23 protein-coding genes are annotated in these 19,276 nt (G+C 66.8%); 8 read left to right on the top strand and 15 right to left on the bottom strand.

Translation table 11 applies throughout. From position 1 onward, the window contains the following. Positions 1–4: 4 nt before the first annotated feature. The 4 genes from E6K76_07400 to E6K76_07385 are packed head-to-tail and all read right to left on the bottom strand — an operon-like array spanning position 5 to position 2,649. Positions 5–712: a metal-dependent hydrolase gene (locus E6K76_07400; GenBank protein TMQ58561.1), complete on the bottom strand. Its 708-nt coding sequence runs from the start codon at positions 710–712 to the stop codon at positions 5–7. Positions 713–750: 38 nt separating this feature from the next. Continuing rightward, on the bottom strand, positions 751–1,416 hold the full coding sequence (locus tag E6K76_07395) for a redoxin domain-containing protein (GenBank protein TMQ58560.1): 666 nt from the start codon (positions 1,414–1,416) through the stop codon (positions 751–753). Next, positions 1,248–2,030 (bottom strand): endonuclease III, encoded by a 783-nt coding sequence (nth, locus tag E6K76_07390; GenBank protein ID TMQ58614.1) that lies wholly within the window; start codon positions 2,028–2,030, stop codon positions 1,248–1,250. The genes E6K76_07395 and nth overlap by 169 nt, the downstream gene beginning before the upstream one ends. Continuing rightward, positions 1,999–2,649 (bottom strand): hypothetical protein, encoded by a 651-nt coding sequence (locus E6K76_07385; protein TMQ58559.1) that lies wholly within the window; start codon positions 2,647–2,649, stop codon positions 1,999–2,001. Before E6K76_07385 ends, nth begins: the two co-directional genes overlap by 32 nt. A gap of 8 nt (positions 2,650–2,657) precedes the next feature. Between E6K76_07385 and queG the strand changes: the two genes are divergently transcribed. The 4 genes from queG to E6K76_07365 are packed head-to-tail and all read left to right on the top strand — an operon-like array spanning position 2,658 to position 5,992. Further along, complete coding sequence (gene queG / locus E6K76_07380) at positions 2,658–3,923, top strand: tRNA epoxyqueuosine(34) reductase QueG (GenBank protein ID TMQ58558.1); 1,266 nt, start codon at positions 2,658–2,660, stop codon at positions 3,921–3,923. Beyond that, the gene (locus tag E6K76_07375; protein TMQ58557.1) at positions 3,920–4,741 is read left to right on the top strand and encodes a dienelactone hydrolase family protein; all 822 of its coding nucleotides are present in this window, start codon (positions 3,920–3,922) and stop codon (positions 4,739–4,741) included. The genes queG and E6K76_07375 overlap by 4 nt, the downstream gene beginning before the upstream one ends. Further along, positions 4,636–5,151: a (deoxy)nucleoside triphosphate pyrophosphohydrolase gene (locus E6K76_07370; GenBank protein TMQ58556.1), complete on the top strand. Its 516-nt coding sequence runs from the start codon at positions 4,636–4,638 to the stop codon at positions 5,149–5,151. Before E6K76_07375 ends, E6K76_07370 begins: the two co-directional genes overlap by 106 nt. Then, positions 5,042–5,992: an alpha/beta fold hydrolase gene (locus E6K76_07365; protein ID TMQ58555.1), complete on the top strand. Its 951-nt coding sequence runs from the start codon at positions 5,042–5,044 to the stop codon at positions 5,990–5,992. Before E6K76_07370 ends, E6K76_07365 begins: the two co-directional genes overlap by 110 nt. Positions 5,993–5,994: 2 nt before the next feature. On the opposite strand, the gene E6K76_07360 is transcribed toward E6K76_07365, so the two are convergent. After that, positions 5,995–6,672 carry a YceI family protein gene (locus E6K76_07360; protein ID TMQ58554.1) on the bottom strand — a complete coding sequence of 226 codons (678 nt, stop codon included), beginning with the start codon at positions 6,670–6,672 and terminating at the stop codon, positions 5,995–5,997. Positions 6,673–6,912: 240 nt separating this feature from the next. On the opposite strand from E6K76_07360, the gene trxB reads away from it, so the two are divergent. Together trxB and E6K76_07350 are read left to right on the top strand one after the other, a co-directional pair. Next, entirely contained in the window at positions 6,913–7,905 is a 993-nt protein-coding gene (trxB, locus tag E6K76_07355) for a thioredoxin-disulfide reductase (GenBank protein TMQ58553.1), read from the top strand. After that, on the top strand, positions 7,902–9,596 hold the full coding sequence (locus E6K76_07350; protein TMQ58552.1) for an electron transfer flavoprotein-ubiquinone oxidoreductase: 1,695 nt from the start codon (positions 7,902–7,904) through the stop codon (positions 9,594–9,596). Before trxB ends, E6K76_07350 begins: the two co-directional genes overlap by 4 nt. Before the next feature lie 27 nt (positions 9,597–9,623). Here E6K76_07350 and E6K76_07345 read toward each other — a convergent pair whose 3' ends face one another. The 10 genes from E6K76_07345 to E6K76_07300 all read right to left on the bottom strand — a co-directional run bounded on the left by E6K76_07345 (position 9,624) and on the right by E6K76_07300 (position 17,391). Then, on the bottom strand, positions 9,624–9,959 hold the full coding sequence (locus E6K76_07345; GenBank protein TMQ58551.1) for a rhodanese: 336 nt from the start codon (positions 9,957–9,959) through the stop codon (positions 9,624–9,626). A 109-nt stretch (positions 9,960–10,068) separates the two neighbouring features. Continuing rightward, positions 10,069–10,902 (bottom strand): cytochrome C assembly protein, encoded by an 834-nt coding sequence (locus E6K76_07340; protein TMQ58550.1) that lies wholly within the window; start codon positions 10,900–10,902, stop codon positions 10,069–10,071. After that, positions 10,749–11,420, bottom strand: coding sequence for a hypothetical protein (locus E6K76_07335; GenBank protein ID TMQ58549.1), 672 nt, complete (start codon positions 11,418–11,420; stop codon positions 10,749–10,751). Before E6K76_07335 ends, E6K76_07340 begins: the two co-directional genes overlap by 154 nt. Next, complete coding sequence (locus tag E6K76_07330; GenBank protein TMQ58548.1) at positions 11,417–12,058, bottom strand: ABC transporter ATP-binding protein; 642 nt, start codon at positions 12,056–12,058, stop codon at positions 11,417–11,419. Before E6K76_07330 ends, E6K76_07335 begins: the two co-directional genes overlap by 4 nt. A gap of 10 nt (positions 12,059–12,068) precedes the next feature. After that, complete coding sequence (locus tag E6K76_07325; protein TMQ58547.1) at positions 12,069–13,319, bottom strand: hypothetical protein; 1,251 nt, start codon at positions 13,317–13,319, stop codon at positions 12,069–12,071. Further along, positions 13,319–13,720 carry a hypothetical protein gene (locus E6K76_07320; protein ID TMQ58546.1) on the bottom strand — a complete coding sequence of 134 codons (402 nt, stop codon included), beginning with the start codon at positions 13,718–13,720 and terminating at the stop codon, positions 13,319–13,321. Before E6K76_07320 ends, E6K76_07325 begins: the two co-directional genes overlap by 1 nt. Next, the gene (locus tag E6K76_07315; protein TMQ58545.1) at positions 13,717–14,313 is read right to left on the bottom strand and encodes a cytochrome c-type biogenesis protein CcmH; all 597 of its coding nucleotides are present in this window, start codon (positions 14,311–14,313) and stop codon (positions 13,717–13,719) included. Before E6K76_07315 ends, E6K76_07320 begins: the two co-directional genes overlap by 4 nt. Continuing rightward, a complete protein-coding gene (locus E6K76_07310; protein ID TMQ58544.1) occupies positions 14,223–16,337 on the bottom strand; it encodes a heme lyase CcmF/NrfE family subunit in 2,115 nt (704 codons plus the stop codon). Before E6K76_07310 ends, E6K76_07315 begins: the two co-directional genes overlap by 91 nt. Next, positions 16,201–16,611, bottom strand: a complete 411-nt coding sequence (locus E6K76_07305) for a cytochrome c maturation protein CcmE (GenBank protein ID TMQ58543.1) — start codon at positions 16,609–16,611, stop codon at positions 16,201–16,203. Before E6K76_07305 ends, E6K76_07310 begins: the two co-directional genes overlap by 137 nt. A gap of 102 nt (positions 16,612–16,713) precedes the next feature. Beyond that, positions 16,714–17,391: a rhomboid family intramembrane serine protease gene (locus E6K76_07300; GenBank protein TMQ58542.1), complete on the bottom strand. Its 678-nt coding sequence runs from the start codon at positions 17,389–17,391 to the stop codon at positions 16,714–16,716. Positions 17,392–17,454: 63 nt separating this feature from the next. Here E6K76_07300 and E6K76_07295 point away from each other — a divergent pair, with 63 nt between their 5' ends. Next, the gene (locus E6K76_07295) at positions 17,455–18,555 is read left to right on the top strand and encodes a beta-lactamase family protein (protein TMQ58541.1); all 1,101 of its coding nucleotides are present in this window, start codon (positions 17,455–17,457) and stop codon (positions 18,553–18,555) included. A 173-nt stretch (positions 18,556–18,728) separates the two neighbouring features. After that, a partial coding sequence (locus E6K76_07290; protein ID TMQ58540.1) for an RraA family protein occupies positions 18,729–19,276 on the top strand: 548 nt, incomplete at its 3' end.

Genomic DNA, 19,276 nt, shown 5'->3' with positions numbered 1-19,276 from the left:
AGGGCTAGGCGGACTCGCCCGGTTTCAGCTCTAGGACGTCGATCCCCGAGCCCTTGAGATTCGAGCGCAGCGCGACGGGCGTCCCGGTCAGAGCCGGGAAGGTCGAGTGGTGGATCGGCACCACGGCCTTCACGCCGAGCATCTTCGCCGCGGCCGCCGCCTCGAGGGGCGACATGGTATAGAGATCCCCGATCGGCAACGCGGCGATCGTCGGTTTGTAAAGCTCTCCGATCAGCCTCATGTCGGAGAAGGCGGCGGTATCCCCCGCATGATACACGCGCGTGCCGTTCTCGAACTCGATGACGTACCCGCACGCTTCCCCGGCGGGCAGGAGGCGGTCGCCCTCGGAGATCGTGCTCGAGTGCACCGCGTGGACCATGGTCACCCGAAGGCCGTGCAGAGCCTGCGTCCCGCCCTTATTCATCCCGTGAACCTTCCGCACCCCCTTCGCCTCCAGATACTGCGCGATCTCGTGGATGCAGACGATATCCGGGGCGTGCTTCTTGGCGATCGCGAGGCAATCTCCCATGTGATCGCCATGACCGTGCGTGATCACGAGGAGGTCGATCGGAGGAAGCGCCTTGGCGGCCTGTGGGCAGGCGGGATTGCCGTCCACCCATGCGTCGGCGAGCACCGTCTTCCCTTTCTCGGACCGATAGAGCACCGTCCCGTGTCCCAGCCACGTGATCGTGACGCCCAGCGCAGGTTTCATGGTTCCCCCTAGCCGTCCCCGGCGGCCGTGCGAGACATTCAGCCGGGTCTCAGTGCGGGCAGCTCCTCGGGGCGTTCCAACACCGGCGGAGCGGCCCCCAAGGCAAGCGCTTGCTCGATCCCGGCGCCGAGCGCCAGGTACTCCGACTTGATGAATCCTTCCACGCGTTCGGCGATCACGCCCGTGCCATCCACGATGAAGAGGGCGGGCACGGTCTCGATCCCGTAGGCTCTCGAGGCCGCGTAGGGCGCCTCTTCCCACGCGATCTGAAACCGAAGATGGTGCCGATCACGAAACGCCCGCGCCGTCTCTTCCGAATCCTGCGCGACCGCGAGGAAGAACCTCTCCTCTCGCTCGAGCGCACCCGCGAGCGGACCGAGGCGCGGAACCACGAGCTCGCTCGCGGGGCAGTCCTCTTTGAAGAAAACGAGCACGCCGCCGCCCGGGTGGATCAAATCCGCGAGCCCCCGGTAGCCGGCGCCGACGAGCGGAAGATTGAAGTCCGGCGCGCGGGTGCCGGGTAGCGCATGAGCCGTCACCTCCGCTTTGCCCTCCGGGCGGCAGGCCTCGCCGCCTTGCGTTTCGGCGATGGACGGCGCGCAGGCCCCGCGCCGGCGGTCCGAGCACGCCCGGCGATTTCCCTCGCGGGGGCCTTTCCGCTCAAGAAGAGCGGGGCGCTCGGGCAGAGGTCTTGCACGGAACACACGCCGCATCTGGGGCTCCGGGCGGTGCAAACCCGCCGGCCGTGAAAGATGAGCAGATGCGCGAAGTGGATCCACTCCGACCGCGGCAGGATCTTCATGAGACCCCGCTCGACCTGGACCGGCGTCGCCGCGCGCGTGAGGCCCAAGCGGTGCGACACGCGATCGACGTGCGTGTCGACCACGATCCCATCCGCCACGCCGTAGCCCACGCCCAGGACGACGTTGGCGGTCTTCCGGGCCACCCCCGGGAGCGTGAGGAGGTCGTCCATGCGCGGGGGCACCCGCCCCTGGTAGGCCGCCACGATCCGCTCCGCGGCTCCGCGAATGGCCTTCGCCTTGTTGTGGTAGAAACCGGTGGATCGGATGATTTCTTCGAGATCCTTGGGGTCGGCGTCCTTCATGGACTCTGCGTTCGGGAACCGCGAGAAGAGCACGGGGGTCACCTGGTTCACCCGCTCGTCGGTGCACTGCGCCGAGAGAATCGTCGCGACGAGGAGCTGGAAGGGATCTTGGTGCCGGAGCGCGCAGGTCGCGTCGGGATGCGCGTCTCTCAGGCGCGCGATCAGCCGGCCGATGTCCACGTCAGTTGATCCGCTTGTCGCGCGGGTAGAGATGGCGCACACGCTCGATCCGCTCCTGGGTCGTCGTCGCGTTGCGGAGGATCTCGAGCACGGAACGGTACCGGGCGTCGAGGCTGTCCATCTCGAGAAGCCTTTCTTTCAGGTCAGGCTCGACGTTGAGGTGCATCGCCACGGTGTTCAGAATCGATTCGGGGCTCATGTTCTGCCCGAACGTATCGGCCAGGAGGAGTGAGGGGCCCTGGCCTTCGTGGACCTGGCGAAAGAGCCGCACCAAGTCCGCGGCTTCTTGGGCTACCCGCTCCTCCCGCATCCAGCCGTCGTCGTCCTGAATGGGCGCGACGCGAACGAGGCGATAGGGCTCCATCCGAACGTGCTCCTGGATACGAACCTTCGCCTCGCCCTGGAGCGTGATGTTGTAACGGCCGTCCGACAGCTTCTGGTGCTGGACGATTCTCCCGATGCAGCCGACGGAGTACACTTCCGGCGAGCCGTAGTAGTCGGCCTCCCAGCCCGGCCGGAGAAGCGCCGTGCAGATCACCTGATCGTGCTCGAGCGCTTCCGAGGCGAGGGCGCGGTAGCGCGGCTCGTAGATATGGAGCGGCAAGAGTGTCTTCGGAAAAAAGACAACGTCGGGCAACGGGAAAAGAGGCATACCATCCGATGAAGCCGTCACATGGGAATGCTAGCACAGCGGGAGCCGCGGGTGAATTCAGCCCCAGGATCGATCCGGGCGCCGCGCGGCCGGCTGCGGATTCGGCGGATGGACTGAAGGGGCGCATCCGGGACGAGGCGCGGGCCCTCGGCTTCGACGCGATCGGCTTCGCCCGGGCCGGCGAGTCGCGCCACGCACAAAGGCTTCGAGCGTGGCTTCGAGCGGGCCGGCACGGCACGATGGGCTGGATCGCGCGGAACCCGGAGCGCCGCTCCGACCCCCGCGCCGTTCTCCAGGGAGCGAGGACCGTAATCTCGGTGTCGCTGCCGTACTACCGGGGGGACTGGCCCACCACGGGTCCCGGCGCGCCGCCTCGGGGGCGTATCGCGCGGTACGCGTGGGGCCGCGACTACCACAAACGGATTCGCCGGCGGCTCCGGCACCTGGCGCACGCCATCGGCGCGATGTGCCCGGATGCGCGCTGGCTCGCGTACGTGGATACCGGGCCGATGCTCGACCGGGCATGGGCGGAAGAGGCCGGAATCGGTTGGATCGGCAAGAACACGAATCTCATCCGGAAGGGCGCCGGCTCCTGGTTTTTCCTGGGCGAGATCCTGACCGATCTCGCCCTCGAGCCGGACGTGCCGGCGCGCAACTACTGCGGCACATGCGCGCGATGCATCACGGCATGCCCCACCGGCGCGATCGTAGGCCCCTATCAGCTCGACGCGCGGCGGTGCATCAGCTACCTCACGATCGAGCACCGCGGGGCGATTCCGGCGGACATGAGGCCGCTCATCGGGTCGAGGATCTTCGGATGCGATGATTGCCAGGAAGTCTGTCCTTGGAATCGGTTCGCGGTGGAGACCCAGAACCCCGACTTCGCCGAACGCCCGGATCAGCAGACGCCGCACCTGATTCCTCTGCTATTCCTCGACGACGACGCGTTTCGCGCCCGATTTCAGGGCACGGCCATTCTGAGAGCCAAGCGATCCGGGTTCGTGCGCAACGTCGCGGTGGCGCTTGGCAACCTGGGAGACCGGCGCTCGGTCGAGCCGCTCTCGCGCGCGCTGGCGCGGGATCCCGATCCCGTGGTGCGTGGCCATGCGGCCTGGGCTTTGGGTAGGATCGGGGGCCGCTCGGCTCGGGCCACGCTGCGCGATGCGGCGAAGCGGGAGACGTCTCGGGACGTGCTCGTTGAAATTCGTGCGGCGCTCGCGGAGGGCACGGCCGCCGCATCCACCTCCAGCATGGAAGGAGAGAGGACGGCATGAAGCGAACCCTCGGGGCCTACGGGCCGCGAATGCTGGCGGCGCTCCTGTGCCTGTGGGCGGTCGCGCCCAAAGCGGCCCCAGCCGCCGCACCCCCGCACGGCGTGATCAAGGGAAGCATGATCCAGACGACGCAAGGGAAGACCAGGCTCTCGGGCTACCTGGCGCTGCCGAAGGGCGCCGGCACCCATGCGGGCATCATCGTGATCCAGGAATGGTGGGGGCTCAACGATTGGGTAAAGCAACAGGCGGACAGCCTGGCCGCGCACGGCTACGTGGCCTTCGCCCCCGATCTTTACCACGGAAAGGTTGCGTACGACGAAGCCACGGCACACGAGCTCATGAGCGGTCTCACCGATGAGGACGCGATGACGACGCTTCAGGCCGCCGCCGATTTCCTGCGCAGCCGTGAGGACGTCCGGGCGCATGCGGTCGGCGTGATCGGGTGGTGCATGGGTGGGAAGCACGCGATCCGCCTCGCCGCGGCGGATCCCGGGATCAGGGCGTGCGTGATGTATTACGGCGCTCCGATCACCGACGAGAGGGCGATCCGCGGGCTCCAGGCCGCCGTCCTGGGTAATTTCGGCGCGGAGGACCAGGGCCCCACTCCCGAGCAAGTGCGCCAGTTCGAAGCCGCCCTGCGGAAGGCCGGGAAGAAGGTCGATTTCAAGATCTACCCCGGTGCGGGACACGCCTTCGCGAACGTGAACAATCCCTGGGGGGGATACCGCGCTGGAGCCGCCAAGGACGCGTGGCGACGGACGATCGACTTCTTGAATCGCGAGCTGAAGCTCGCTTCCCTTCCGACGAAGGCGAACTGAGCCCGGTGCGCATATACGAGGTCGCGGCCGGAATCCTCTGGAACGGGTCGGAAGTGCTGATCGCCCGGAGGCAGAGCGGAGATCACCAGGGCGGGCGCTGGGAATTTCCCGGCGGGAAGCGCCAACGAGGGGAGAGCATCCCGGACTGCTTGAAAAGGGAGATGCTCGAGGAGGTCGGGATCGAGATCGAGGTGGGACCTCTGTGGCGGGCCCTGACCCATGTCTATCCGGATCGCAGGGTCAGCCTGTATTTCCATTTCTGCGATCTGCTCTACGGCACGCCCACCCCCATCCAGTGCGATGAGCTGCGCTGGATCGCGCCCGCTCAGCTTCGAAATCACCGGTTCGTGGAGGGAGATCTTCCGGTTCTCCCGGATCTTGCCCGAGATCTCATCGCCAGAGCCGGTTGAGATCGAGGGAGCGGACGGCGGCCCGCTCAGGCTCGATCTCTATGCGCCTCCGGCCGCCCATCCCGACAATCCGCCATCCGCGACTCTGCCCCGCCCGCCGATCGTCCTCCTCCACGGATTCCGCGGCTACAAGGATTGGGGATTTTTCCCGATGCTCGCGGGCAGAATGGCCGAGGCAGGCTTCCCGGCGGTGACCTTCAGCGTCTCCGGATCCGGGATCGCGGGTCGCGACGGCGCGTTCACCGAGCCGGAACGCTTCCGCCGGAATACCTACGCCAAGGAGCTCGCGGATCTCGCCCGGGTCGTGGCATGGGCGCTCGCGCCCGGGGCGGCGCGCGCCGGGCTCATCGGGCACAGCCGCGGCGGAACGCTCGCGCTTCTTCACGCGGCGTCCAACCGGAGAATCGGTTGCGTGGCGACCCTGGCCGCGCCGTTCAGGATCGGCGTTTGGAAACCGGAGCAGACCGCGGCGTGGGAGCGCGGCGAGGACGCGCCGATCTACGATTTCCGCACGCGTACCCACCTTCGGCTCGGCCCGGACCTGTGGGAGGACTTCACGCGGAACCGCGATCGCTACGACGCGGCGCGCGCCATCGAATCGCTCGGGGCTCCGCTTCTGGTCGTGCAGGGGGACCGGGACGCCGTCGTCCCCCCCGAGAACGCCGTCGAGATCGCCTCCCACGCGTCCTCCGTGATGACCGAGCTCTTGATCCTCGAAGGCGCGGGGCACTCCTTCCAGGCCGGAGATAGAATCCGCCGCACCCCGCCGCAGCTCCTCGACATGGTCGAGGCCGTCACGGCATGGATGCGGCGGTGGCTATCGCGCCCGCTCCAGGCTTAGGCCTACCTCGCGCTCTTCGAGCCCGCCTCCTTCTTCTCCGTCTTTACTTCGGTCTTCTGGTCCTGGCTCCCGCTGTCCGGCTGGGGCGCCACCGCTTCGATCTCGAGATTGATCTGCACTTCGTCCCCGAGGAGCGTGCCCCCCTGGTCGAGCGCCTTGTTCCAGACGATCCCGTAGTCCTTCCGGTCCACCTTCGTCGTTGCCTCGAACCCGGCGCGCGTCACGCCGTCGAGCCCGGGGCCGGAGCCGAGGAAGGCAGCGTCCAGGACGACGGGTTTCGCGATGCCATGCATGGTGAGAGTGCCTTCGACCTTGAGCTTGCCATCCGCTACAGGCGAGACTTTGGTGCTCGCGAACGTGAGGGTGGGATACTTCGCGGCATCGAAGAAGTCGGGGCTCTTGAGGTGCCCGTCCCGGCGATCGTTGTTGGTATCGATGCTGCTCGCGTCGATCTCCGCATTCACGGAGGACGCCAGGGGAGCGGCCGGGTCGTAGTGGATCGTCCCTTGGAATTTGCCGAAGTTGCCCGTCACCTTGCTGAACATGTGTCGGATCGTGAACTCCACGCGCGAGTGCACGGGGTCGATCTCATAGGTTTGTGGAGCCGCTTGGGTGGGCGCGGCCAGGACGAGCGCCGCGAGGAGCAGGAATGCCGAGGGGAGCGAGCGTAACCGTTTCATGGTCGTGGTGTCCTCCGGAAACAGGGTTGCACGGGGAGAGCGTGGCCCGCCCCGTGAGCCGGGGACTCTATCACACGATCCCTCCGGCATCTCGCGGCGTCCAAGTAGTACGTTGAACGTGGCGCGTCCATTTTCTATAGTTCGGAGGCCTGCACTTGGATGCGGCGCTCCCTGCGGCGATTCCGGCGCCCGCCGGACGCGACACCAGCACTCCTAACCCGGAAGGGGAACATAGGTTCCATGGCCGAGACTCGTCAGGTCGTCATTCTGGGCTCCGGCGCCGCGGGCTTGACCGCGGCGATCTACGCCGCGCGCGCCAACCTCTCGCCGCTGCTCTTCGAAGGCGCCCAGCCCGGCGGCCAGCTCACGATCACGACCGACGTGGAGAATTATCCCGGGTTCGAGGATGCGATCATGGGGCCCGACCTCATGAAGCGCATGCGCGCCCAGGCGGCTCGCTTCGGCACGGAGCTGATCACGGCCGAAGTAGAATCGGTGAACCTCAAGAAGGCTCCTTTCGAGGTTGTCGCGCACGGAAAAAAGTACACGTCGCGCACCCTGATCATCGCGACCGGCGCCGTCGCCAAGCTCCTCGGAATCTCGAGCGAGGCGAAGCTCATGGGGCACGGCGTCTCGGCGTGCGCCACGTGCGACGGGTACTTCTTCAAGAACCAGCGCGTCCTGGTCGTGGGCGGCGGCGACACCGCGATGGAAGAGGCGAACTTTCTCACCAAGTTCGCGAGCCACGTGACCGTGATTCACCGCCGCGACGAGCTGCGCGCCTCGAAGATCATGCAGGACCGAGCCATGGCGAACCCGAAAATATCCTTCCTGTGGGATTCGATTGTCCAGGAGGTGTTGGATTCCGGCCTCGGCAAGGTCACGGGAGTGAAGATCCAGAACCTGAAAACGGGATACACCACGGTCGTCCCGGCGGAAGGGCTCTTCATTGGGATCGGACACCAGCCGAACACCGCGCTCTTCCAAGGACAGCTCGAGCTCGAGCCGAACGGATACATCCGCACGTTCGGCGGAACGCGGACGAGCGTGCCGGGCGTGTTCGCGGCCGGGGATGTGCAGGATTCGGTCTATCGCCAGGCGGTCACCGCCGCGGGGACCGGCTGCATGGCCGCCCTCGACGCCGAGCGGTATCTGGAAGAGCTGAAACACTCCTCGAGCACGCCGGCTCCCGCCGTGGCCGCGGCGGGCCGGGACGGGGCGCGCCGCAAGTGAGCGATCAGCGGGACGTCCTCGAAGTCGACGTCCTCTTCGTGGGCGGCGGCCCGGCGGGGCTCGCGGGCGCGCTGCGCCTGACCCAGCTCCTCGAGCAGCACAAACAGGCCACGGCGCAGGACCAGGCCAAGGCGCTCGGCGAGATCTCGATCGCGGTGCTCGAGAAGGCCTCCGCGATCGGCGCGCACGGGATCTCGGGCTGCATCCTGGACCCGCGGGCGATGCGCGAGCTGATCCCCGATTTCAAGGAGAAGGGCGCCCCGATCGAGAGCGAGGTCACGAGCGACGATCTCTTCTTCTTCACGAGATCCGGGCAACTCCGGTTCCCCCTTCTCCCTCCGCCGCTTCGAAACCACGGGAACTACGTCATCTCGCTGGGCAATTTCGAGAAGTGGATGGGAGGGCTCGTCGAAGACACGGGGGCCTACGTGCTCCCGGGGATGGCCGCCGTCGAGGGGCTCTTCGAAGGGGAGCGGATGGTCGGGGTGCGCACCGGCGACAAGGGGATCGACCGCCACGGTAACCGGAAGCCCAATTTCGAGCCGGGCGCAGACATCCGCGCGAAGGTCACCGTCCTCTGCGAGGGCGTGAGAGGCTCCCTGACCAAGCGGCTCACCCCGCAGCTCAAGCTCCAGGAAGGCCGCGCGCCCCAGATCTACGCGACCGGGATCAAGGAAGTCTGGCGCATGCCCAAGGGCCGCGTGCCGAAGGGGCGCGTCATTCACACGATGGGCCACCCGCTCGACTCTAAGACCTTCGGCGGCGGGTTCATCTACGGGATGGATCAGGACCGCTGGTCCGTGGGATTCGTCGTGGGGCTCGACTACTGGGACCCCACGACCGATCCGCACGGCCTGATGCAGGCGTTCAAGCTGCATCCCTTCGTCGCGAAGCTGCTCGAGGGGGGGACGCTCCATTCGTACGGCGCGAAAGCCATACCCGAGGGGGGCTACTACTCGGTGCCACGTCTCTCCTGGCCCGGCGGGCTCCTTTGCGGCGACAACGCCTCGCTCCTGAACTCGGAGCGGCTCAAAGGAGTCCACACGGCGATGAAGTCGGGGATGCTTGCGGCGGAGACTGCGTTCGACGCTCTTCTAAAGCAGGATTTCGGAGCGGAGGCGATGGCCGGCTACGATCGCCGGGTGCGCGAGTCCTGGGTCTGGTCGGAGCTCTACAAGGTCCGCAATTTCCATCAGGGATTCGAGCGCGGTCTGTGGATGGGAATGGCGGACGCCGGTCTGCAGCTCGTGACGGGGGGGCTGGGTTTTGGGAACCGGCCGACGTGGAAACCCGGCCACGCCAGGATGAAGAAGCTCGCTGACGCGGGTGTCAAGCCCCGGTCGCTGGAAGAGACGCAGAGGAGATACGACAACGGGCGCACGTTCACCAAGGTGAACGACGTTTTCCACTCGGGGACGAAGCACGACGAGGACCAGCCGAGCCACCTTCTCGTCGCGGACACGGACCTCTGCGCAACGCGCTGCAAGGAGGAATACGGCAATCCCTGCCAGCACTTCTGCCCGGCCAATGTCTACGAGATGGTCCCGGACGGCCCGGGCGGAGGGGTGAAGCTGAAGCTCAACCCGTCGAACTGCGTCCACTGCAAGACCTGCGACATCGCCGACCCCTACGAGATCATCACGTGGGTGCCGCCCGAGGGCGGGGGCGGCCCGAACTACTTGGATCTGTGAGCGGGTGGCGGGGCAAATCGGGAGGGATCAGTACTTGGGCACCTCGGGATCGATGACGTCAGACCAGAGATCGATTCCGCCCGACAGGCTCCGAACCTTCCGGAAGCCCAAATCCCAGAGGACGAGGCAACCGTCGACGCTTCGGTCGCCGATGTGGCAGTAAACGACGGTCCATTGTTCGGGATCCAGTTCCTGGACCCGGTCCCTCAATTCCGAGAGCGGAATGTGAATCGCGCCCTCGATGTGGGCCTTCTCCCACTCCCAGTCCTCGCGCACATCGACCAGGACCACCTCCTCCCCTGATTCGATCATCTCGTTCACGATCTCGGGGGAGATCTCGAATTCCTGAAAATGGTCCCTCATCGTTTCATTCCGCTTCCCCGCTGCGCGATCCGACCTGCCCGGGCGCGAAGCAACATCAAGTATACGGCCCAAATCACCGCCGCCGCCAGATACGCCGCCACGGCGTACGTCATCGCGGGAGCTCCGCCGCCACGCCCGATTCGGCGGCTTCCCTCAGGGCCTCGAGGCGCAGCCTTTCCTGGAACGCGGCGACGAAGAACACGATCCACGCAAGCATCGACAGGGTGAGGACCTGGCGCATCTCGCCCGTCATCGTCACCCCCCGCGGATGGAGCGACCCGCGCCACCACTCGACGGATTTCCAGACGATCGGCAGATTGACGAATAGGATGATCCCGAGCACCGCCGAGACCGTGCGCTTCGCGCGGCCGGCGATCGAAGCGCGCACCACGTGGTACCCGCCGTAGAGGAGCCAGAGGATGAGAAACGTCGTGAGCCTCGGCTCCCACGTCCACCAGGTGTTCCACGCCGACCGCGCCCACAAGGGCCCGCTCACGAGCACGATCGTGGCGAACACCATCCCGACCTCGCAGGAGGAGGCGGCGACCGCGTCCCAGACCCAGACCCTGGTCGCGAGAAACGCGATGCTCGCCGCGAACGTGAGCCCGAACGCGAGAAGCGTCACGATCGCGCTCGGGACGTGGATGTAGACGATCTTCTGCACGACGCCCATCTGCGCCTCGACCGGGGCCCGGGCAAAGGCCGCATAGAGAGAGCCCGCGACCAAGGCGATCGCCAAGACCCAGAGGATCACACGCCCCTTCGACCACCAACCGGGTATCGTGGAATTCACTCTTCCGCCTCCTGAATCACCTCGTAGAGCCACGCGGCGAGCGCGACCCCCAGCACGTCGATCACGACCATGATCTTCACCCAATCCCGGACCGGTTCGATCGTGCCGTCCGCCCAGAGCGAACGGGTCAGCTTGACGGCGCCGATCCAGAGCGGAATCAAGGTGGGAAAGAGAAGGATCGAGAGCAGAAGCTCGCGCGCCCTGAGCCCCCGCGCGAGAGCGGCAAACAAGGTGCCCCAGGCAGCATAGCCGATGAGGGTCAGCGCGGCAACGCCGACGACCGTTGGGAAGACCTCCAGATTCCCCACGTCGAAGAAAACCGCGGCGCAGGGCAAGAGGAGAAAGAACAGAACGGCCAGGAGCAGGAAGTTCGCGATCGTCTTTCCCGCGTAGATCGCGAAGGGGTCGGCGCCCGTGAGCCTGAGCGCTTCCCCGCCGCCCGACTCGGACTCGAGGTCGAGGGTCCGGGTGAGCCCCAGGACGCCGGCGAAAAAGAGCGCCGCCCAGAGCGTGGCGCTCGCCTCGCGCGCGGGGTCGCGGAAGAACGGGCCGAACGCCACGCTCAGGATCAAGACGAGCGATAAGCTGAAGAGAGCGAGCGTGGCGAGGAAACGCGCGTCGCGGGCGTGGAGCTTCAAGTCCTTCTCGAGAACGCGGAGCGCCGTCACGGGGAGGCCTCGATCCTTCCGTCCCTGAGCTCGCGCTCGCGCGTGGCGAGGGGCGCGATGCGATCGCGGTCGTGCGAGATGACGAGCGACGCCGTGCCCCGCCCCCGTGCCTCCCCGAGGAGCGCGTTCAGGGTCGACGAGCCTTCGTCGTCGAGACCTGCGTAGGGCTCGTCCAGGATGAGAACCTCGGGCGCGGGAAGCAGCGCCCGGATGAGCGCGACCCGCTGGAGCATTCCGCGCGAGAAACGCTCCATGGGGGTTCGCGCAAAGGACGCAAGCCCGAACCGCTCCAGGAGCCGCTCCGCTCGGAGGCGCGCGTCGGTCACGCCGGCAAGCCTGCCGAAGAACTCGAGGTTTTCGAGCGGGGTCAAGCCGGCGTAAAGAAGGGGACGGTGGCTCAGGAATCCGATCGCGCGGCGCGCGGCGCGGAGCCTCCGCCGGACGGGCTCGCCGTCCAGGGTTACGTCGCCGGCATCGGGCGCCAGGGTGGTGGCGAGGATCCGGGCGAACGTGGTCTTGCCCGAGCCGTTCACTCCGCGGAGCAGCACGATTTCGCCGGGGTGGAGCTCGAGCGAAGCCCGGCGAAGCACCGGCCGGTGCGTGAACCGCTTCTCGATGTCGCGCGCGCCGAGCGTCACGGCGGGCGCGTCAGCGAACCCCGCTCGCCGATTCCTCCGCGAGCAGGGCCTGGAGGCGCCGCTTGAGGTTTTGGCGTATCAACGCGTGGGTCTCGCGGGAGAACTCGCCCCGCTCGAGACCCTCATCGAGCGCGGCGACCAGGAAGAGGTACGCCTTGCGGAAATCGGCGTCGGTCGAGGCGCCGCCCGGGGGCTGGGTCATCGGGAGCGCGGGACGCGCCGGCGCCGATGCCGTCGGCACGGCCCTGCGCTCAATCGGCGCGGCTGCTTGGCGCGGCTCCCCGGCCCGGGCCGCCTCCCGCGCGCGCTTCCCGCTCCGGGCCGCGACCCAGAGCGCGCCCAGGATCGCGAACGGCGCGATGAGCCACGGATAGACCTTGGGATTCGACCAGAACCCGGCGCCGCCGATCCGGATCCGGACCTCCTGGCCCACGCCGAACGAGGCGCCGCTGTAGACCACGTATTGTTTTCCACCCTGATCGCGCGTGCCCCCGTGCTCGAGCGCCTTGGACTCGAGCTTGAGCTTTGGATCGTCGAGGAGCACGACGAAGGAAGCGGTCGGGAAATAGAGCCGGTGGCTCAGATCAACGCGGCCCGAGAGCGGGATCCGGTAGGAGAAGCTGAACGGACGCACGCCCGGCGGAATCGGTCTCTCGCTCGAGAGCTCCCGCCCCCGCACGTGGGTCGTCTGGGGATCCCCGCCCATCCCCTGCTCGAACCCTTTGACCGAAGCGGGGAGTCCGATCCGGGCGCCGGCGTTTTCGGCATGATCGGGCCCCGTGCCGAGGAAGGCGGTCCGCCCCTTGTTCTCGAAGATCAAGATCTCGGTGACATGGAGGGCGTCCGGCTGGTGCTCGATGATGATGTGGTGGTTCTTCACCTGGACGGCCGAGATGTCGCGGCCCACGTCGTAGACGACGAAGCCCTGGGTGACCGTCGGACCCTGGTCTTGGGGAAGAGGGCCTTCCGTGTAGAACGCGTTCTCGTACTCGGTAGAAACGTAATAGGAGAGCGCCGGGTCCGCCCTGAGACCCGAGAACTGGTATTCGCCGGCGGGGCCGGTCACGGCCGTCGACCCCTTCTCTTCCTCATTCCCACGCAGCACGTGGAGCTGGACGGTCTGCCCCGTCACCGGCCGCCGTTCTTCGCCTTTGACCACCGTTCCCCGGATGGTCAGGGCGGACGCGGCCGACGCCGAGGAGAGCGCGAGGGTGATCGTGAGCGCTGTGAGGACGGCGGTGGGAATCGAGAACGGACGCATTACGTCTGTCGGGCCCCGGGGTCTCTGCGGCGGGAGCGCTTGTACTCCTCGATCGCCCGCTCCACGGAGTCCCCCCCTTCGATGACGGCGGGCCTCGGCCTCGGCCCTTTCTCGAGCGCTTCCTCTTCTTGGAGGAGCACCAGGACCTCGTCCATCGCCTCGTTCCGCATGCGCCCGTGATCTTCGGACGAGATCTTTCCCGAATCGCGGTCGAAATCGAGCTCCACGATACTGGTGTACAGGCGCCCCTTGCGCTCGGCGATCGAACGGCGCAGGGCTTCCTCCCGGGATTCGGACCACGCGCGCTCCCCGCGCCTCCGCACGATCGGCGAAATCACGAACCAGGCGACGATCCCGACCAGGAGGATCTGGGCGCCCAGGACGACCCAGGTTCCGATCATTCCCTCATCCGGCGGAGCTCCGCCTCGGCGCGCGCGCGAAGCCCGTCGAGATCCGCCTCGAGCGTGCGGCCGGGGGAGAGCCCGCCGCGATCCGCGGCGAGCGTGCCCAGCGACGAAGGGAGCGCCGCGCGGCGCTTCACCCAGCGGCGTAGAACCAGGAAGGCGATCGCGAAGCCGGCCAACGTCGCGGCGAAGGGGGCGATCCAGACGACGAGGTTGAATCCTTCCGGCTTGGGGGCGCCGCGGATCACCTCTCCGTACCGGGCCACCAGCGCGCCCACGATCTGGTCCTTGCCCTTCCCCTGCTTGATCGCGTTCTCCACGTAGCCCTGCATCGTCTTGCCGGTCTCGCAGGTGCACCCGCTCAAGACTTCTCCGCAGCTGCACGGGCAGATGAGCTGGCTCGTGATCGCGTGGGCGGCATCGCGTGGCTTGGCATCGGAGGGCGGCGCGGCCCCGACGAGGAGCAGGATCGCGAGCGCGGTCCCGGGAGGGATGCGCGTCAAAGGCCGGCCCTCTCTTCCCGGCGGATCCTCATGCGGTCGCTCAGCGCGATCAGCGTTCCCAGCACCATGATGAGCCCGCCTCCCCACACGAGGCTCACGAGCGGATTGATGTAGGCCTGGATCGACGCGGAGCCGTCCTCGTTCACGCCTCCGAGGATCATGTAGAGGTCCTCGGCCGGCGTCGAATGCAGCGCGACTTCGGTCATCGGCTGCTGCGATTTGGAGTAAAGCGCCTTGGACGCGTGCTCCGTTCCGACGAACTTGCTCCCGCGCTCCACGCCGAGGATCGCGGTCGTGAGGGTCGCGTTTTGCTTCTGGCGCTCGGTGACGCCGCGAAGCGTGAGCGTGTAAGGGCCGATGCGGAGCGCATCCCCCGTCTTCAACGGCGCGTGGGCCTCCTTCTGAAACACCGAGGAGCCGAGTACGCCCACGAAGAGGACCACGATTCCCGTGTGGACGATGTATCCGCCGTACCGCCGCTTGTTCTTCTTCACGAGGTGCACGACCTGGGCGGGAAGGGCCGCCGTCTCCCCGCTCCTCCGAGCCTGGATGCCGCGCGCGAACTCCATCACGATCGTCGTGACCACGAACGCCGCCCCGAAGATGCAGACCAGGGTGTAGACCCCGTCGGCCCCGAACGGGAGCGCGACCACCGCCGCGACGGTGCCCATGAACATGGGAAGGATGAAATTGCGCTTCAGCACGGAGGCGGTCGCCCGCTTCCAGGAAAGCACCGGGCCGGCGCCCGTCAGAAGCAGGAGCGCAAGCGCGATCGGGACGTTCACGCGATTGAAGAAGGGAGCCGAGACCGAGATCTTCGTTCCGGTGACCGCCTCGCTCACCACGGGAAACGTGGTTCCGAGAAACGTCGCGAAGGTCAACGCGACGAAGAGCACGTTGTTGAAGAGGAAGGAGCCCTCGCGCGAGATCATCGCTTCCATCCGATTTTCACTCTCGAGAAGGGCCTTACGGTAGAGAATGAGCGCGGTGGCCGCGGTTCCGCTGATCAGGATGAACGAGAGGAACCACGGGCCTATGTCCGATTCCGCGAAGGAGTGCACGGAAGTGAGCACCCCCGAGCGGGTGAGAAAGGTCCCGAAAATGGAGAGCTCGAAGGTCAGCGCGATGAGCGCGATGTTCCACGTCTTGAGCATCCCACGGCGCTGCTCGATCATGACCGAATGAAGGAACCCGGTCCCCACGAGCCACGGCATGAGCGAGGCGTTCTCGACCGGATCCCAGCCCCAATAGCCGCCCCACCCCAGCTCGATGTAGGCCCAGCGGGCGCCGAGGAGAATTCCCACGCCCAGAAATCCCCAACAGAAAAGCGTCCACCGGCGCACTTCCTCGATCCAGCGCGTGCCCGAGCGGTTCAGAAGCAGAACCGCCATCGCGAAGGCGAAAGGCACGACGAAGCCGACGTACCCGGTATAGAGGACCGGCGGGTGAATCATCATCCCCGGGTCTTGAAGCAGCGGGTTCAGGCCCATTCCGTCGGGGGGAGGCGTGGCGAGGATCCGGAAGGGCGAGGAAACGAAGGTCAGGAGCCCGGTGAAGAAGATCATCACGGCGGCGATGACCATGGCCACCGCGTCGTAGAACGGATCGAGGCGTTTCCGGTAGGCGAAAAGAAATGCCGAGCCGTAGGCGCTCAGGATCAAGAGCCAGAGGAGCAGGGAGCCCTCCTGCCCCGCCCAGAGCGATGTGAACGCGTAGTGGAGCGGGAGATCCTTGCTCGTGTGCTCCGCGACGTAGCGGTAGCTCATGTCGCGCGCGAGAAGGGCCCGCTCGAGGAGAATGACCGCGAGGAGCGCGAGCCCGCACACGGTCCACACCGCGCGCCTGCCGCTGCGGAGCGGACCCGAGTACCCCGTGCGGAGTCCCCAGGCGATGCTTCCGACCGCGAAGACGGAGCAGATGAAGCCGAGGAGAAGCGCCAGGCGTCCGAGCTCGCTCACGGGCGGCCCCCCCGCTTCACGATTTGTCCTTCCCGAGTCCCCCGGCCTCGTACTTGGAAGGACATTTCGTGACGAGCTTCGAGGCGTAGAGCGCGCGCTCGGAGTGCCGGTAGGCTCCCTCGACGACGACCTCGCGTCCGTCGGCGAAGGCATCCGGCATGAGACCCGGGTAAACCACGGAGATGTTTTCCTTGCCGTCGGTCATCTGAAACCGAAGCTTGGGTGCTCGCTGGTCGTAGACGACGCTTCCCGGGGCCACCGTCCCGTCCAGCCGGAAGCCCTCCGCCTGGGGAGCGCGGTCGAGCCTCGCAAGCTCCGTCACGGTCATGTACCGCATTCCGGTCTGCTTCACGCCGGTGAGGATCAAGTACCCCACGGCGGCGATGACCACGAGCGACATCACGATGAGGCGAGACGAGTTACCCACCCACGCTCCTTACTATTTGGAAATGGGATTGGGGAGATGCATCGCGTTTATTGTGGCAGAGCCCCCCCGGGAGTCAAGGCGCAAGCCCCGAAAGGTATGAAGCTAGATGGATACCTTCCTGGGTCTGAACAGGAGTATGAGGAAGAGGCCCGTGACAAAACCGCCGATGTGAGCCCACCACGCCGTGCCTCCCCGCATCGGCGCCATGACCTCGAAAAATCCGCTCATGATCTGGAGCACGAACCACAATCCCAAGACCACCAGCGCGGGAAGCTCGACCACCTGTAAGAAAAAGAATACCGGGATCAGCGTGATCACCCGTGCCCCGGGAAAGAGCACCGCGTACGCGCCCAGAACGCCCGCGATCGCGCCGCTCGCGCCGAGGACGGGCATGGGAGAGGCGGGCTGCAGCAGAAAGTGCGTGAAGGCGGCACCGAGCCCGCATATCAGATAGAAGAGGATATAGCGGAACGCCCCGAGCGCGTCTTCGACGTTGTCGCCGAAGATCCAGAGGAACCACATGTTCATGATCAGGTGAAGCCACCCGCCATGGAGGAACATGGAGGTGAAGAATGGAGCCACCGTGTCGGAGAGGCTCACGGCGCCGTACTGCAGGCTCCCGGTCACCTCGGCAGGCACCAGCGCGTAGCGGTTGAGAAAATTTCCGAGGGCGGGCCCGAGCTGCACTTCATAGAGAAAAACGAAGGTGTTGACGAGGATCAGCGTCAGCGTGACCACCGGGAAGGCCCCGGAAGGATTTCGATCGCGAAGCGGAATCATGCCCGGGAGAGGGTAGAGAGAGGCCGGCCCTCTGGCGAGTGAAATCCGCTATCCTGCCGGGCCATGGGACGCACACGCGCGGCCGCCGCGTCGGAGGCCGCTTCCCTTTTCGCGCCGCTTCATTCCTTTCTCGGGTCGCAGATCGACGCGGGCCTGGTGCCCGGCGCCGTCTTCGTCGCCGGGCGGAGCGGCGGCGCCGTCCACCGAGCGGCGCTCGGACGGCGTGCGCTCCAACCGCGCATCGAGCCGATGACCGAAGATACGATTTTCGATCTCGCTTCCTTGACCAAACCGCTGGTCACGGCGGCGCTCGCGGTGGAACGCGCATCGGCGCATGACCTCCATCTCGAGGACCCGCTCGAGAGGCACCTCGAGGAAGCGCGCGGCACGGAGGCGGGGTCGGCCCGGCTCTCGATGCTTCTCACGCACACCGCGGGCTTTCCCGCGATGAATCCGCTCGAAGACTACCGAGGAGGAAAGCCCCGGCTCTATGCCGCGATCGCGCGCGAGCCGCTCGAAGCGCGGCCGGGAGAGCGTTTCACCTATAGCGACGTGGGGTACATGCTTTTGCAAGGCGTGGTCGAGCGGGCGACCGGGAAAGGGCTCGACCGGGCGGCGCAGGAGAGAATCTTCACCCCCCTCCGTTTCCGCGACACACGCTTCGGCACGCGCGCCAAGGACCGCCTTCGCGTGGCGCCCACGACGCGTGAGCGCGGTGTGTGGCTTCGCGGGCGGGTGCACGATCCGCGGGCGAGATCGCGGGCCTTGGGCGGGGTCGCGGGGAACGCGGGAGTGTTCGGGACCGGGGAGGAGGTAGCGCGCTTCTGCGAGATGCTCCTCCGCGGCGGGACGCACGGCGGCCGCCGAATTCTGGCCTCCGAAACCGTGCGCCTCATGACCACCAATCAATGCGGGCCGGCCCTCGGCGTGCGCCGCGGGTTCGGGTTCGACATCGAGAGCCCCTACTCGGCGCCGCGGGGTTCGCTCTTCTCGAGCGATTCCTTCGGACACTCTGGCTTCACAGGGGTCTCGATGTGGATCGATCCCACGAACGACGCCTACTTCGTGCTCCTCACGAACTCGATCCACGCGGGCGGCCACAAGGATCTGAAGGCATTTCGCTCGCAGGCCGCCACCCTCGCGGCGCGAGGGCTGGGGATCTGAGACGCGGTTCGGGTTGAGCCGGAGCCGAAATCGGCGCATAATAGTAGTGGGGGTACCTCAAAAATCGCGCGTCGCCGGCTCCGCAGCCTTCCACGCGGTCCGGCACGCGTTCAGCGGATCAGGGCCCGCAGGTGGGAGCCGAATCCCAGGGGCCTCCCCCACGGAGGCTTCCCATGGCCAGCAAGCCGATGACTGCCGAAATGCACCCGGGGCCAGGCTTTCGAATCCGGAAAACCATCGCCCGACCGACCGCCGAATTGGTCGCGGCCATCGGCGAGTTCCAGACGGCGGTCATATCCGACGGACTCAACCGCCTCTATACGATGTCGCCGGCGATCCGATGCCTCACCCCGGAGCGCCAGCGTATTCTGGGCCCGGCCTGTACGGTCAAGGTCTTCCCCGGCGACAACCTCATGGTTCACAAATCGCTCGACATTGCGGCCCCGAACGACGTCGTCGTCGTGGACGCGGGCGGCTCCTCTATGAACGCGGTCCTGGGCGACCTGGTTTGCACCAAGGCGAGGCACCGCGGCCTCGCCGGATTCGTCGTCGACGGGTACATCCGCGATCTCGCAGGCGTCCTGACCCTGGGGTACCCGGTCTATGCCCGGGGGGCGACGCCGATCGGTCCCCTCCATCGGGGCCCCGGCGAGATCAACCACCCCATCCAGTGCGGTGGCGTTGTCGTCCATCCTGGGGACATCATCGTCGGCGACGAGAG

The organism is Candidatus Eisenbacteria bacterium, assembly GCA_005893275.1.
Classification (GTDB): Bacteria; Eisenbacteria; RBG-16-71-46; order SZUA-252; family SZUA-252; genus WS-7.
Note: the sequence above shows the minus strand (reverse complement) of the source record. Positions and strands in the feature narration are given on the sequence as shown.

Coding starts and splice junctions, on each gene's coding strand:
- trxB (TMQ58553.1), top strand. CDS start 6,913: ATGGCCGAGACTCGTCAGGTCGTCATTCTGGGCTCCGGCGCCGCGGGC.
- E6K76_07295 (TMQ58541.1), top strand. CDS start 17,455: ATGGGACGCACACGCGCGGCCGCCGCGTCGGAGGCCGCTTCCCTTTTC.
- queG (TMQ58558.1), top strand. CDS start 2,658: ATGAAGCCGTCACATGGGAATGCTAGCACAGCGGGAGCCGCGGGTGAA.
- E6K76_07385 (TMQ58559.1), bottom strand. CDS start 2,649: ATGCCTCTTTTCCCGTTGCCCGACGTTGTCTTTTTTCCGAAGACACTC.
- E6K76_07325 (TMQ58547.1), bottom strand. CDS start 13,319: ATGCGTCCGTTCTCGATTCCCACCGCCGTCCTCACAGCGCTCACGATC.
- E6K76_07300 (TMQ58542.1), bottom strand. CDS start 17,391: ATGATTCCGCTTCGCGATCGAAATCCTTCCGGGGCCTTCCCGGTGGTC.
- E6K76_07375 (TMQ58557.1), top strand. CDS start 3,920: ATGAAGCGAACCCTCGGGGCCTACGGGCCGCGAATGCTGGCGGCGCTC.
- E6K76_07360 (TMQ58554.1), bottom strand. CDS start 6,672: ATGAAACGGTTACGCTCGCTCCCCTCGGCATTCCTGCTCCTCGCGGCG.
- E6K76_07400 (TMQ58561.1), bottom strand. CDS start 712: ATGAAACCTGCGCTGGGCGTCACGATCACGTGGCTGGGACACGGGACG.
- E6K76_07320 (TMQ58546.1), bottom strand. CDS start 13,720: ATGATCGGAACCTGGGTCGTCCTGGGCGCCCAGATCCTCCTGGTCGGG.
- E6K76_07365 (TMQ58555.1), top strand. CDS start 5,042: ATGAGCTGCGCTGGATCGCGCCCGCTCAGCTTCGAAATCACCGGTTCG.
- E6K76_07310 (TMQ58544.1), bottom strand. CDS start 16,337: ATGCCTTCGCCGACGGACGCGAGGTCGTCGTCGAGGGAGCCTACCGGC.
- E6K76_07345 (TMQ58551.1), bottom strand. CDS start 9,959: ATGAGGGACCATTTTCAGGAATTCGAGATCTCCCCCGAGATCGTGAAC.